The sequence below is a fragment of the Nostoc sp. ChiQUE02 genome (assembly GCF_034531305.2).
GTDB lineage: Bacteria > Cyanobacteriota > Cyanobacteriia > Cyanobacteriales > Nostocaceae > Nostoc.
Map to the genome: position 1 here is coordinate 79,707 of NZ_JAVRBN020000021.1, position 15,195 is coordinate 94,901.

Genomic DNA, 15,195 nt, shown 5'->3' on the forward strand with positions numbered 1-15,195 from the left:
ATTTTACAAAGACGAAGGGAGATGCATACCCGGTACAATCACATGCACCACTGGAATACCATACTCCGGTCGCGTATGATTGACAAAGACAGCTTGCTTAAATCCCTGAGTACTCAGACAACTTAGAATTTGTTGAATTTCTTCTGCAAACGTTGGGGTAAAGGCTAGCTCAGGCTGAGTTTCAAAATCAATCAGGGTAGCGATCGGTCTTTTGCTGTTAGACTTCATCGCTGGGCTACCTGGCATCCTGATGCGTCCAAGAGTATAGCTATCTGGATGAATGTCATCCCGACTACCTGCAATCACCGTTACTCTTGACTGAGCTGCTTCAGTAATCGCTCGTGCTAGGGAAATTTCTTTGGAACTGTGGCATCCCCACCCTGCTGCTGTCGGTCGTCCATGCCAATTTTCATTATCAATAATCAAGCATTTATAGGTAGGTATCCCCATAGTCGAGCTTAAATCAGTAATCACGGCTGTTGCCCCGGCAAGTTCAACTTGATAGAGTAAAGATTGCAAAAGCGGAGACTGGATAGTTTGACTATCAACCAAACAGTTAATCCGTTCCTCCAGAGGTAAGCGCCACCAACGCCACTCAGCTTCGCGCTCAATGACTTCAAACAATCCATGAGCGATCGCTTCTAGTAAATGGTTTCCTGATGCTAGTCCATTGCTAGAAGTGCTGAACAGATGAGTATCACGTTTTTCTGTTGTGGTGTCTAAATCAAGATACGCCTGTGGTACGTAAACAGGTTCATTCGTAAATAGATCGGTTCCACAAATCCAATCTAACGATCTAGCAGGATGATAGGATTGCGATCGCTTACCTGGCTCTAAAACGCTAGGATCGATTGCCTGGTGATGTCGGCAGAGTTCCTCATAAGAGGCAACTATCTCTGGTTGTGGGAGATTTTCTGCATGATAAGACTCCACAGATTCCATCACCGCCGAGATCATCGCTAGCAGAAGTGAAATTCCTTTGCCTTGAGAACCAGAAAAGGCTTTTCCGTTAGGACGAATCGCTTGAGCAACAGGAATACCAATGCAGTCAAGACCAGTAATGTCTGCAACACGCGTAATGCCAAAAGCAGTCAAAAGTTCTTGTAGCTTCTTCCAAGTAGAATTAGGTTGCTCTGTCCGAAACGTGCCATCAAGATTCAGCTTAGGAGCATTCAGATTTTGCCACATTCGCTTGTTTCTTTCCCCAACCATTACTGCTAGTTACAATAAATACTCGCTATTTATAACACTTAAGTATTTAGTAATGTGTTCTATTAAGCACATAAAACATTACGTTATAATTAGCGCCTTTAAAAATTGCAATATCAAAATATAGTAAAAGGTTAGCGTCGCAATTTAGCAACGCCTTCCTTTGAGCCACGATGTTCATTTATACTGACATCGCAAGCCTTAAATCAAGGCTACCAGCAACACATAGTTGTCGATGTCTTTTCAGTGTTTGAAGCCAGTCCACCAGCTACACTTTCTAACTCATCTTCTGACAATTCTCGGTTAGTTGGTCTTGCTTTAATACCGTTAACGCTATTAATAGACCGGATATTCACGGATGGAGAAGCAGTTGACAAACCTAGAACCTTCCTTTCAGCAGAAACCATCACGGCTTTCACATCATCAGCGTTAAAATCAAAACCGTTTGTCTGTCCTTGTTCAACAGCGATTCTTGCAAACTCACCTGCTTCAGTAGCATCCAACGCTTCACGCAGCGGCGAATTGGCTGGTTGAGCTAAAAAATTTTCATAGTATTCGACAAAACTTTGCTGAGACATTATGAACTCTCCTTAAGATAAGATACTTAGCCTTTACCTTGAAGTAGGTAACTAAATCTGAAAGCTAGGTGATTAACTCCAAAAGTATTGTTCACCAATCGCTAGACAACAGAACAATCACTTAAATTTCAGTATTGTTCAATACAATAATTGCTTGGAGTATAGGCTAATGTCCAGATCGCTTAAGTCAAATTTTGTAACTAATAAAACATCTTTTTTGTATATCAAAATACAAAAATTAACATTGGAATTGACAAGTTAGTGCCGCTTTAACCTTAAAATGTTCTATAATCGTCGTCTAAAAATCTTTAATCTTTTGGCTAATGAATAGATTGTAGGAGTTTCATCCTTTTGCATTCTTTTCCTCAAGGGTTCGGATTATCGCTGCAATCAGCCTTCCTGAACGATGCGAATCAAACCCGTGGCGGTGAAAATTGAACATTGCGACTGCGGGCAGTATGTCAACCAGATCCTGAGTCAATTGACCAAGATGTTGGAGATTAAGTAATTCTTTTGCAAGTATGTCGTTAGCTGTTGCATATTTTTGCAATATATCTGCTCTTGGAGACTCATACAAAGTTTCGAGAGAAAGTATTTCAACTGTTGGAATTGTGGCTTCAGGAGGTGTGGGAATCAAAGCCGCTAAACTCTGCCAGGTTGCAAGAATAGCTACCGGATCTGACAGAGTACGGGTAAAGAGGTTGTGCAACATAGTTGGCACAAGTAAGTCTTTGGAGACAACACCAAGGTTATGCCGATCGAGATAGTCAAGCATGAGCCACATTGATGTGTCTGCGTCGAAGTGCTGATGAACCAACTTCATGGCTTGCAGTCCGCCAAAACGTTCTGTTTCAGGCTCGTAATCACTGAAGAAAAATAAATTAATCAAATTCTCACGCCGAAGTGCATACATGAGATCGGAGATATTCGCGATCGCTTGTTGCCGATCCACTGTTGTAAAAAAGCGCACCCGGACATCTGGCGGTTTTCTCATAAAGAAGAAACAGCGCAACAAATCATTACTCCGCCAGTGAGTAACCAATGGTTCGAGTCGGGCAAAGAGGGCACGCGCACTCGATAGTGCATTACCCTCATCCCTGACGAGTCCCACGTTAAGTTGCACCCAATCCCCATTTTCCCAGTCCTGACTACTAGCTTGTGTAGTTGAAGTTGATTCGTCGGTCATGAAATGTTTTTTACCACAGTTCACTGATGTTAAATCAAGAAAAGAAAGGTTGACAATAGAAGCTGGCTTAAAGCAGCATTACGGCATGTTAGCAATAAAAAAAACGTGGTTCTCGACAACATCGACCGTATCGAAGCACCTCCAGCAGATGTCTTTTACCGAGAGTATATTCTGCCCCAGCGTCCAGCGATTATCACCAATCTCTTTGAAAATTCACCACTGCGTCAGATGGATAGCCTTGAAAAGGTAAAAACAGGGCTAACTGACATCCCAGTTCAAATCTGTCCAAATTACATTGCCGATCTGCTAAATTCGACATCAGCTGATGTTCCCCGAATGATGAATTTAGGTGAATATCTTGATTTTCTACAAGCACAACCCACAACTCTTGATATCTGTGTTGAGTATCCTACGCCCCAAAAGCTACTTCAGTTATTGCCGCTGAATTCATACCAACATTTAAATGATGAAAGCGACTTATACTCCAACATGTTTGTCGCTGCCAGCAATAATTATGCTCATTTGCACTATGATGCCGATCAACGTAATGTTTTGTTGTTTCAAGTTTTTGGCACAAAGCGATTTGTATTGATTCATCCGCGTGAAACTCAAAAGCTAGATGCGATCGATCAGCCTAATCTCTGCCGTACCAGTGGTATCTTTCTGGAAAATTTCTCAGAAGCCGAGAAAACGGATTTTCTCCAATATACCAACGCTTATGATGTGGTACTTCATCCTGGTGAAACTATTTTCATGCCGATGATGATCTGGCACTACATTGAGTACTTAGAACCAGCCATGTCAATTGCTTATCGTTTAGGACGCAACGCTTATAATCAGCGATTGGCTAAACTTTTTCCAGCGCCCTCGGTTGATGTTCAGTCCCTATCGCTGTTGCTGCAAGATGAAACAGAAGCGCGATCGCATCATCTAGAATGGTTAAATAAACTAGAGGCTGTAAGCGATTCATGGTCGGGGAGTGAAAGCGATCGCAGGGACACTTTGAACTACCTTTGCCTAAGAATTCGGGGGCAATATCTTGGTCTTGAGCCGATCAAGAATATTCGAGAGTTGAGAAGACGTGAAGCGATGCTAAACACTTGCCTGCTCTGACCGAATCAACCGTGCATAAGAACCATCAAGCTGCAACATTTCTTTGTGGGTACCGCGTTGCACTACTTTACCTTTTTCTAGAACAATAATTTCATCACAGTCGCGGATGGTACTAAGACGGTGAGCGACAATAATGCAAGAACAGCCTCGATAACGCAGATTTCGGTCAATAATTTTTTCCGTATCGGCATCTAAGGCACTAGTTGCTTCGTCCATGATCAGAATTGTGGGATCGTTGACTAATGCACGGGCAATTTCTAAACGCTGGCGCTGTCCCCCACTGAAATTAGCAGCACCTTCAAGTAAGTTACCTTCATAGCCTCCAGGTAAAGCTAAAATCACTTCATGAATAACTGCATCTTTACAAGCTCGGACTAATTGAGAATTAGACACCGTATCATCCCACAAGGTCAAGTTATCTCGGACACTGCCAGCAAACAGAAAAATTTCCTGTTCTACCATTCCCAAGGAATTAGAAAGTATCGCCCTAGTAATTTGCTCTCTGGGGATACCATCAAAAAGAATTTCTCCCGACCAAGGTTGATACAGCCCTGCTACTAATTTGGCAACTGTTGATTTACCAGAACCACTACTACCAACTAAAGCCACTCTCTGCCCTGGTTTCAGTTGAAAACTCAGGTCTTGAATTAGAGGTCCATCTGTCCGTGAGTAGCCAAATGTGACATTTTTTAATTCTACATATCCCTTAAGTTCGCAGGCTGAAGCATACTGTAAGGATTCGGCTGTTGAGGTATGTAAATTATGATTATCCAATTCTGAATCGGTTGAGTTTTGCAACACATCATCCAGGCGATTTAAGTCTCCTTCTAGTTCCTGTAAGGTACTGCCGAAATTGACTAGAGAGTTGACTGGAGTCAAAAAGCTAGTCATTAAACTTTGGAAAGCAATCAACATCCCAATGCTGAGATGCCCATCCATGACTCGTAGACCACCGATAACTAAAACTGATAGGGAGCTTAAACTAGTTAAGAAAACAGGTAAAACGCCTAGTACTTGATTAGTAACACCTAACTCTTGCTGACCGTTAATAAATTTTGTATAGTAACCTGACCAACGCGAGAAAAAATCAGATTCCAACGCTGATGCTTTGAGGGTTTCCATACTCTGAAGGGCAGCAATTTCTGTCCCTGCAACTTTGCCCCGGTCTTGGATGATTCGCATATAAATATCTGTGCGCTGTCGGGAAATCCACTGCAAAGTCAAAATATTAATCGCAGCAAAACAGATACCGATCGCAGTCAGCACTCCATCATAAGCAAACATAACTAAGGCATAAAATACTACCATGACGGTATCAATTACAGTCCTGGCTAACTGTCCCGATAGCACTTCCGCAACTTTCGTATTGATATTGATTCGACTGCTAATTTCTCCGGCAAATCTTTGGGCATAAAACGCCACTGGCAAGCGAAGAATATGGTGGATGAATTGCCCAGACATTTCCACCGATAATTTGATATTTAGTTTTCTCAGAAACCGTCTTTGTAGTAATGTCAGTAACACCTGAATAATGACTGTAATTGTCATTCCCAAAATCAATGGACGCAACCAGTCTGTGCGATTTTCTACCAAAATATTATCAACAAAAATTTGATTAAAGACTGGTAAAACTAACCCTGGAATGACGAGAAAAAATCCTGCTAAGAAACAATAGAGAATGGCTCCCCAAGAACCCCGCAAGCGGTCAATGAGCGCGCCTATTAAGCTCGGTTTGCGACCACCGCGTTGGAATTCTGGGCCTGGTTCCATTACTAGAACAACCCCTGTATAGGCTTCATCAAATTCTTTAAAGGAGATTCGCCTCGGCCCGGTAGCTGGGTCATTGAGATAAACCCAATCTTTTTTAAATCCCTCTACTACTAGGAAATGATTAAAATTCCAAAATACAATGTATGGCGGAGGAAGTTGTTGTAATTGTGCCAATTGCTTTTTAAAACCCTTGGCTTGCATTCCATAGTTTCTCGCAGCTTTAATCATGTTAGAGGCTTTGCTTCCATCACGAGAAACACCGCAATTTTGCCGCAGTTCTGCTAAAGGCACAATTTTACGATGGTAGGCCAAAATAATCCCGAAAGCTGCTGCTCCACATTCCACCGCTTCCATTTGCAATAGAGTAGGAGTTTTGACGCGAGAAGGGATGTGACTTGGTGCCGTTTCTAAATCTAATAATGGGGCTTTTTGGCGTAAGGGATTAAGGTTTTGAATTAAGGATACTAACTGCTGAATCAATTGCACAAGACCATTCCCCTAAAACTTTAGTTAATGCCAGTAAATTCTCTGAGAATAGGCAAGACATAAGTAATTGGTGCTTGCTCTGCTACTTTAACCCGAACGCTGGTAGTTGTTCCGGCAGAAATGTTTAATTTTGGCCCTTGGGAAGAAGACCAGCGATAACCGCTAAAGTTGGATGGAGCTAGTTCCATTTCTGTTCGTACTTCTATGTCTCCGCCGCCAGTTGACAAGATGTTTGTTACTAGATCGGCGTTCCCAATCACAGACTTTGCGCCTTCTTTAGTCACAGGTAAGGGGGAAACAGAGGTAACTTTGCCGACAATACCGCCAAAGCGTTCTCTTTTGACAGAAGTGGGGGTGATTTGCACAATCATTCCTGGTTGAATTTGTTTACCATCTTGGATATGAAAGTAGGAGAGGGCAATTAGTGAAGTCTTTTTGTCACCAACATTTAAGGTGACAAGCGGAGTTTTCGGGCTGGTAACTTGTCCCACAAAAGCAGTCACTTCTAATACACAGCCGCTACTAGGGCTAATAATTTGGCTATTTTCTAATATTTGTTTTTCTAGTTGAGCGATCGCTCGATTAACTTCTTGAATTTGATTAATTTTGGTATTAAGATTTTCTACGTTTTCTTGATCGATACGTTGGCTCTTAGTCTCTAAGTCTTTTAACTGCGCTTGCAGTTCGCCTACAGAACTCAAATTTTGTAAGTATCTCTGCTGGGCTTCTGTTTCTTGTACATCCAATTGCTTGAGCTGCACTTTGATATCAGAAACGGTTTGCATTGCCTGTTTATATTCTTGCTCTGCTTGTAAATATGTATCTTTAGCAATGGCTCCTGCATCTACGAGTTCCTGGCGCTTCTGTAATCTATCTTTCAGTATTGGTACGACAGTTACAGCATCATTGAGCCGTTGCTGTAAACTAATGCGCTGTTCGCGAATGGCATTTAAGCCTTTTTCATAAAATGCAGGCGTGAGAGTTTGAGTATCCCGCAAACGTTGAATGTAACTAGCTTTAGAAGAAGCGATCGCCTCTTTTTCTTTAGCGGTACGTTGTCGCTGAAGCAAAGATGAATTTTGTTCTTGTGTTTGTAATTGCCCCAGTTTTGAGCGTTGCAGTTGCAATTGCTGTTTGAGATCCGTCGGATCGATCGTTGCTATGACATATCCTCGATCTATACATTGTCCTGTTTTAACATTCAGACTTTTTAACTGTCCTGAGATTGGCGACTCAAAAGTGACAACTTGATTAGGTTGAATAAGTATTCCCTTTCCTGCGACTGTGACGGGAATACGTCCAAAAATACTCCAAATTAACCCCAATAAGACAAAAGTACCCAGCGTCGCCAAAGGTAGCCAATCTACGGGATTGACTACCTGCATTAACTGATCCAATCTTTCTGGAGAAGATAAACGCTCCAGTGATTCTTTGCGAAATATACTATCTTGCTCTTCAGGCATTCGCTTGAGGGAGGGGTTGGGGACTGGGGATTGGGGATTGGGGACTGGGGACTGGAGACTGGGATTGTGGCGCACGGAAAGTTCTTTGACTGCGTTTTTGCGTCCTCTTCTCCTGCCTTTTTTAAGATTCCCGATTTAGACGTTTAATCATCCAGTCAAATCTAGCACCTGCTAGGGCGGTGTTGTCTAATGTATCGAAGTTGAGTTCATCTTCAACTTCGATATCTTCTGCTAAAAGTTGGTCTAGTTGGTAAGCCAATTTCCCAAATCCACGGCGGAAGAGGCGATCGCGAATCCGATCTACTAAAACTACAGCGATCGCTCGATAAAAACGAGCTGTGAATCCTGTATTTTGCTTTAATTGTTTAGCTAGTTTCTCTTGTGGTAAAGCTAGTAATATAGAAGATTCTATCGCCTTGACTGTGGCAGAGGCAGTTGTTGCTTCTACAAAAGACATTTCCCCTAAAATTTCGCCTTTTACAGATTGAGCAATTTCTTTTTCGGCAACTTGATTTTGTGGGGTGGAAACAAAAATCCCTAACTTCCCATCTAATAATATATATAATGCTTCAACAGGTTTCCCTTCTTCAATTATTACTTTACCTGGATTAACTTTAGTTCTTACTCCTTGGGAAATCATCCAATCAATATCGCTATCGTTCAAAATAGCAAACACAAACAAAACCTTTCGCAGTGATTCTCCTGGAACTACTTTGTTTTTGGCAAGAAAATCAGTGAGTCCCCGCAACTGCTGTGACAGCAAAACAGCCATTGTTTGATAAAAATGCGCGGCGAATTCTGGATCTTGCTCAAGTTTATTGAGTAATAATTCTCTCGGCAGTGCTAATACTCGTGAGGGTTCCAGAGCAATAAAAGTAGTAGATGGAGGACGATTATCTATAAAAGATAAAGTTTCTACAATTTCCCCTGGCGATACGCGATCGATTTCTTGTGCGTCTTTGACATTACCTGTGAGAGAGACACAAATGCTTAATGCTCCCTCTAACAAAATTTCTACTGTATCAATAATATCTTCACCTTCTTGAATGAGAATTTGATTAGGACGATGTTCTTTATATCTGCCTACACTGAGCATCCAATCAATATCACTTTTCCTAAAGGCAGCAAAATTGGGAGTATTAACCAGCATTTGTCTAAGCATAGAAATTAAACTTGGTTAGGAGTGGAATTAAATCATTTGTTGCAGCAAAACGCAGTTTTTTGGAAGTTTTTAACCTGGCTGGCTGACAGAAGTAGTAAAAAGTCAGTAAAAACAAGGTTTTTCAGAAAAGGGGTGGAGGTACATGAAAAGGTAAAGTTACTAGACAACTAGCTTCTTACTTATACTAAGTACACAATTTCGCAAATTGGTAGCCAATTTAGGTTTGAAATTTAAAGGCATAGGCGCTTCTCTACGAGACGCTACACGAACACCTTCCTCCAGGTTAGGGGCGCAGAGGAGCGCGAAGCTTGTTTCGATTAATTCGCTATGAATTAATAGAATAGCGTGCTAAGTTATACTTACTTCGTTTTTTGGTAAAATCTTTAACAAAGCTTTTAGACAAAAGTTAATATAGATTTTATCATTGGTAGTTAATTTAACTAGATATCGCCTTTTCGTGCTGTCACAAATATTTGTCTTTGTTAGATGATTAAAAATTAATAGGACTTAATATGAATTGGATACAAAAATTTGTAAACTTTACAGCATTTCCTATCTCTCTGGTATTGATAATCTCTAGTTTGCCTAGAATGGTAAGAGCTGAATCACTAATAGCACTTAAATTCCAGAGATTACAGAGCTGGCAAATTAGTCAGAGGTTTATCCCACCAAATCGAAAAGCACCACAAACTACGGCTGGTGGGGGAAGTCGTGGTGGTTCCTCTCAAGGGACTTTAATTCCGTTAATGCCTCCGAATAAGCTAGGTTTAACCTTTGCAGAACGTCCGACATTTTACTGGTTTGTTCCGCAGATGCCAGGACAAACTGCTCATTTTTCACTCATGGAAGACAACCGTATATTCTACAAAACAACTTTTAAACTTCCTAATGAATCAGGAATTATTGGTTTTACTCTCCCGACAAAAGCACCAAGCCTCGAAGTAGGTAAGAAATATCACTGGTATATGTCAATCGCTTCCAGTTCAGAGGAACTAGCAGACGAAATAAGTGTCGAGGGTTGGGTAGAACGAATCCAACCTACTGCTGATTTATTGAAGCAGATAGCCAGGACAAATCCCAAACAACTTTCCCAACTGTATGCTACATCTGGTATTTGGTACGAAGTGGTGGATACTTTAGTACAGCAACGTCTTACCGAACCGGACGATTGCACAGTCATGGCTAATTGGCAAGCATTATTAGAGTCAGTGGGTTTAAACAATTTAGTTTCCAAACCTCTAGTAAATAGCTGGGATGCCAAGACTAAGTAATTTATGTGGAGTCATATCAAGCAACAACTTTGGCAATGTCGCGGCATCTTCATTGCCGCTCCCAGTGCGGGAGCATTAGTGTTCATCCTGCGCTTGAGTGGATTATTGCAGATGTTGGAATTGGCAGCGCTGGATCAAATGTTTCTGTTACGTTCTCCAGAACCTGTTGATACGCGGATTGTCATAGTAGAAATTAATGAATCTGATGTGCAAAAACTTGGTAAGCGCGGTTATTGGCCTCTACCTGACAGCTTGCTGGCACAAGTTTTAGAGAATTTAAAACAACAAAAACCTAGTGCTATTGGTTTGGATTTATATCGAGATTTACCAGTAGGCTTTGGACATCAATCATTAGTTAAGGTGTTTGAGTCTACACCAAATTTAGTTGGTGTACAAAAAGTAGCTGAAAGTGAAGATAGCTCAGCGGTAGCACCACCACCAGCGTTGAAAAAACTCGATCGAGTAGGTGCAAATGATTTTCTCTTAGATGGGGATGGGAAAGTTCGCCGCAGTTTAATGTATTTGGCAGATAAAAATGGCGAAAATGTCTTTAGTTTTGCTTTTAAGCTTGCCTATCTTTATTTGAGCGATCGCCAAATTGATGTCGGACAAACAAAAGAATATTTGGTAAAAACAGGTAATGTTGTTTACCCATTATTTCAAGGTAATGATGGTGGTTATATTCGGGCTGAAGACCAAGGTTATCAAGTACTAGTAAATTATCGTAGTTCTAAAGAAAAATTTCAGCACATATCTATTATGGATGTGTTAGATAAGCGGATACCCAAGGACTTAGTAAAAGGGCGCATTGTGTTGATTGGCCCCACAGCCGAAAGTCTCAAAGACCTATTTTATACACCATACAGCAGTACTATATTAACAGCACCTAAACGAATGGCTGGTGTAACTATTCACGCTAATGCCATTAGTCAAATTTTAAGCGCTACTTTAGATCGCCGGCCGTTAATCAGAACATGGACTAAATTACAGGAATGGTTGTGGATTTTTCTTTGGTCACTGATTGGTGCAATATTAATATGGCAACAAAGATATAGCGGTACTTCTAAAAGAAAATCATTATTACCTTTGATTAGTATTTTGCTAGCTGGATGCTGTCTTGTGGGTGGTAGTTATCTAGCCTTTATAGCAGGTTGGTGGATTCCTGTTGTCCCACCATTACTTACATTAGTTGGTTCGGGAATTGCTGTTACTGCCTATATTGCCAGGACTGCGGGAGCAATTCGCAAGACCTTTGGTCGTTATCTCACCGATGAAGTCGTCGCTAATTTATTGGAAAATCCTGAAGGTCTAAAACTTGGTGGTGAACGCAAGAAAATTACTATTCTCACTTCTGATTTAAGAGGCTTTACAGCTATATCTGAGAGGTTATCTGCTGAAGAAGTAATTAAAATAATTAACCTTTATTTAGGATATATGGCAGATGTTATTACTCAATATCAAGGTACGATTGATGAATTTATGGGTGATGGTATTTTAGTTTTGTTCGGCGCTCCCATCACTAGAAAAGATGATGCAACAAGAGCGATCGCTTGTGCAGTGGCAATGCAACTAGCAATGGAACCAGTGAACAAAAAAATCCAGAAAATGGGATTCCCAAAGCTGGAAATGGGTATTGCTATTAATACAGCAGAAGTAGTGGTCGGTAATATTGGTTCGGAAAAACGGACTAAATATGGAATTATCGGCGATCAAGTTAATTTAACCTATCGCATTGAATCGTATACAGTCGGCGGACAAATTTTTGCTTCGCAATCAACTATTAATGAGACTGGTTCTATTGTTAAAATTATTGAACATAAAGAAGTACAAGCAAAAGGGGTGAAACAACCGATAAAAATTTATGAAGTAGGTGGAATTACTGGAGAATACAATTTATATCTTACTGAAGACGAAGATAAAGTATTCTTGGAACTGCCAGAAGCAATTCCCTTAAAATATACAGTTTTGGATGGAAAAGATGTAAATAACACTGTGATGGAGGGAAAGTTAGTAAAGCTGTCAGCTAAGGGGGCGCAAGTATGTTATGACTCTAAAGTAAATTATCTAGCTTTACAGCCCTTTACTAATGTGAAACTGAACTTATTTATGCAGGGTAATGCCGAAATTAGTGAAGATATCTATGCTAAAGTCTTAGACAAAATGGCAGAACCAGATAATTTTTATATTCGTTTTACTAACATTCCACTAGAAGTGGAAGGGCAATTTAATGCCCTACGCCTCCGCCAAAGAACCATTGCACCTCTAACTCCAGATGAGTGATTCTAAGTTACTGCTTACAGATAATCAATCCTTAGTATTAGACAATCCCCTAACAGTTTGGCAAATTGAATCCGGTGCGATCGCTGTGTTTGCTATTCTCGTTGACCAAGGTATTGAGGGTACTCGCCGTTATCTATTCAGTGTCAATGCGGGAGAAGCATTGTTTGGGATATCTGCTAATAATCATAAACTTTTGGCGGTATCGATAGAAGATACTATGTTGTTGCAAATACCTGCACAAGAATGCGAACAATGGATGCGTCAGGAGAAAGATAAGGCAGAAAGTTTTATTAAGTTAGTGCAGATATGGGAGCAAAATATTCAAAGTTGTGTAGGCGAGCGCTCTTCTATTGTGCCAGTTTTTTCCCACACTGAAAGACTTACCAACTGGAACGAGATCCAAGTTACTCTGAGCGAACTACACAGCGATTTTTGCGAAATTCTGACTCAAATAGAACAGGAAGAATTGGCAGCAAAATGGACTCAATTCCAAGCACGGCAACAACTTAACTCTCAGGTAAAAGTTAATGCCTTAGGAGAGTTAGCCTCAGTCCTCAAACCCAAGCAAGCTGAACTGATGCAGTCAGGTACACCGTTGCTGATTGCCACAGGTGCAGTTGGAAGGGCATTAGGAATTAAGATTCTGCCACCTGTGCGTTCTGAAGACATGAAGCGGATTAAAGAACCATTAGAAGCGATCGCCCGTGCATCCCGAATACGCATCCGACGGGTATTACTCAATGAGCGATGGTGGCAAAAAGATAGCGGCCCTCTATTAGCATATACTAATCAAGATAATTGTCCTGTTGCATTGCTACCAGCAGGGGTAGGAAAGTATGAAATCTTTGACCCAGACAAACACGTTCGCATACCTGTAAATAATCGTACTGCTCAACAACTAGCTCCCTTTGCCTATGTATTTTATCGTCCCATACCAGAAAACAATTTAACTGCGATCGCCCTACTTCTGTTTGCCTTTAAGGGGAAAATTCGAGAACTGATTGTTATCTTCCTCACTGGCGTTGTTGGTGCATTGTTGGGAATGTTAACCCCCTTAGCAACTGCTATCCTCATCGATTCCGTCATTCCCGATGCAGATAGAGAGTTGTTAGTGCAAATCGGATTGGGCCTGATAGCCGCCAGCTTTGGGACGATAATTTTTCAAATCGCCCAAGGTTTTGCCGGTCTGAGATTAGAAAGTAAAGCCAGTTTAGACTCCCAAGCAGCCTTATGGGATAGATTATTTAATTTGCGCGTATCTTTCTTTCGTGAATATTCAATTGGAGATTTACAATCTCGTGTTTCTGCAATCACTCAAATCCGCCAGAAACTTAACGACACAGTGCTACGCACTGTTTTTACCAGCTTCTTCTCTCTACTAAATCTGGGACTATTGTTTATCTACAGTTCCAGTCTAGCTTTAGTTGTAGTAGCAGTAGCGTTGGTAGCGATCATCTTCACTACTATCTCAGGCTTACTTAGCCGCCAAAAGTTGCGTTCTTTAGAAGAAATAGAAGGAGAAATTTTTGGTTTTACTGTACAGATGGTTGCTGGTGTGTCCAAACTTCGAGTCACCAATGCAGAAGACCGCGCTTTTGCCTACTGGGCAAAAAAGTATAGTCAGCAGCTACAACTCAAGCTGAGTACAGAGGTAATTGAAGATGTCTTAGCGATATTTAACACTGCCATGCCAACTGTCAGCTCAATAATTATCTTTTGGCTGGCAGTTACGTTGATCGCACAAGCCCCATCTGAAAGCGGAACAGGATTATCTACAGGTACATTTTTAGCATTTAATTCCGCCTTTGCCATATTTATCGCTGGGGCAACTCAGTTGAGTAACACCATAGTCAGCATATTAGATATCAGCATTTTTTGGGAACGTGCAAAGCCCATCTTTCAGGCTCAACCAGAAATCGACCTGAGCAAAAGCGATCCAGGACGGTTAACGGGTAAAGTAAAAGTCGATCGTGTGACTTTCCGCTACCGTGAAGATGGCCCCCTCAATTTAGACGCTCTGACAATTCAGGCAGAACCAGGAGAGTTGATTGCTTTGGTAGGACCTTCTGGTAGTGGTAAATCAACGATTATTAGGCTGTTATTGGGATTTGAAACGCCAAAAGATGGCACGATTTACTATGATGGTCAGGACTTATCGGGGTTAGATATATCAGCAGTGCGTAGACAGATTGGTGTAGTACTGCAAAATGGTCGCATCAATAGCGCCTCAATTTTTGAAAATATTTCTAGTGGCGCATTAGTGACAATGGAAGAAGCCTGGGAAGCAGTAGGTATGGCTGGGTTTGCCGATGATATTAAGTCAATGCCAATGGAAATGCACACAGTCATTTCCGAGGGGGGTACAAATCTCTCTGGTGGGCAACGTCAAAGGCTACTAATTGCTCGTGCTTTAGTCTTAAAACCGAGAATTATAATTTTTGATGAAGCTACCAGTGCTTTAGATAATCGTACTCAAGCTATAGTTAGTAGCAGCTTAGACCAGTTAGGAGTAACGCGCATAATTATCGCCCATCGCCTCAGCACTATCCGCAACGCCGACCGAATTTATGTGATTGAAGCTGGTCGAGTTGTTCAGCAAGGTAAGTTTGAAGAATTAGTGAATCAAAAGGGCTTATTTGCTAATCTGATGGCACGACAAATGGCGTAAGCGTTCAGG

10 protein-coding genes are annotated in these 15,195 nt (G+C 41.3%); 4 read left to right on the top strand and 6 right to left on the bottom strand.

What is annotated here, in order from left to right:
* Positions 1 to 3: 3 nt before the first annotated feature.
* From RM347_RS21320 to RM347_RS21330, 3 genes are all read right to left on the bottom strand, one after another.
* Positions 4 to 1,212: a YcaO-like family protein gene (locus RM347_RS21320; RefSeq protein WP_322718358.1), complete on the bottom strand. Its 1,209-nt coding sequence runs from the start codon at positions 1,210 to 1,212 to the stop codon at positions 4 to 6.
* A 209-nt stretch (positions 1,213 to 1,421) separates the two neighbouring features.
* Positions 1,422 to 1,787 (bottom strand): hypothetical protein, encoded by a 366-nt coding sequence (locus RM347_RS21325; protein WP_322718357.1) that lies wholly within the window; start codon positions 1,785 to 1,787, stop codon positions 1,422 to 1,424.
* 343 nt (positions 1,788 to 2,130) lie between these two features.
* On the bottom strand, positions 2,131 to 2,973 hold the full coding sequence (locus tag RM347_RS21330; protein WP_322718356.1) for a thiopeptide-type bacteriocin biosynthesis protein: 843 nt from the start codon (positions 2,971 to 2,973) through the stop codon (positions 2,131 to 2,133).
* A 105-nt stretch (positions 2,974 to 3,078) separates the two neighbouring features.
* Here RM347_RS21330 and RM347_RS21335 point away from each other — a divergent pair, with 105 nt between their 5' ends.
* Complete coding sequence (locus tag RM347_RS21335) at positions 3,079 to 4,086, top strand: cupin-like domain-containing protein (protein ID WP_322718355.1); 1,008 nt, start codon at positions 3,079 to 3,081, stop codon at positions 4,084 to 4,086.
* On the opposite strand, the gene RM347_RS21340 is transcribed toward RM347_RS21335, so the two are convergent.
* From RM347_RS21340 to RM347_RS21350, 3 genes are all read right to left on the bottom strand, one after another.
* Positions 4,066 to 6,210 (bottom strand): NHLP family bacteriocin export ABC transporter peptidase/permease/ATPase subunit, encoded by a 2,145-nt coding sequence (locus RM347_RS21340; RefSeq protein WP_416211894.1) that lies wholly within the window; start codon positions 6,208 to 6,210, stop codon positions 4,066 to 4,068. The two genes, RM347_RS21335 and RM347_RS21340, sit on opposite strands and share 21 nt — an antisense overlap.
* Positions 6,211 to 6,362: 152 nt before the next feature.
* Positions 6,363 to 7,805 (bottom strand): NHLP bacteriocin system secretion protein, encoded by a 1,443-nt coding sequence (locus RM347_RS21345; protein ID WP_428850592.1) that lies wholly within the window; start codon positions 7,803 to 7,805, stop codon positions 6,363 to 6,365.
* Between the two features lie 121 nt (positions 7,806 to 7,926).
* Positions 7,927 to 8,967: a cyclic nucleotide-binding domain-containing protein gene (locus tag RM347_RS21350; RefSeq protein ID WP_322718353.1), complete on the bottom strand. Its 1,041-nt coding sequence runs from the start codon at positions 8,965 to 8,967 to the stop codon at positions 7,927 to 7,929.
* 590 nt (positions 8,968 to 9,557) lie between these two features.
* Between RM347_RS21350 and RM347_RS21355 the strand changes: the two genes are divergently transcribed.
* From RM347_RS21355 to RM347_RS21365, 3 genes are read left to right on the top strand one after another with little or no spacing between them, the layout of a single operon-like run.
* Positions 9,558 to 10,238: a DUF928 domain-containing protein gene (locus RM347_RS21355; protein WP_322718352.1), complete on the top strand. Its 681-nt coding sequence runs from the start codon at positions 9,558 to 9,560 to the stop codon at positions 10,236 to 10,238.
* A 3-nt stretch (positions 10,239 to 10,241) separates the two neighbouring features.
* Entirely contained in the window at positions 10,242 to 12,518 is a 2,277-nt protein-coding gene (locus RM347_RS21360) for a CHASE2 domain-containing protein (RefSeq protein WP_322718351.1), read from the top strand.
* Positions 12,511 to 15,186 (top strand): NHLP bacteriocin export ABC transporter permease/ATPase subunit, encoded by a 2,676-nt coding sequence (locus RM347_RS21365; RefSeq protein WP_322718350.1) that lies wholly within the window; start codon positions 12,511 to 12,513, stop codon positions 15,184 to 15,186. Before RM347_RS21360 ends, RM347_RS21365 begins: the two co-directional genes overlap by 8 nt.
* The last annotated feature ends 9 nt before the right edge of the window (positions 15,187 to 15,195 follow it).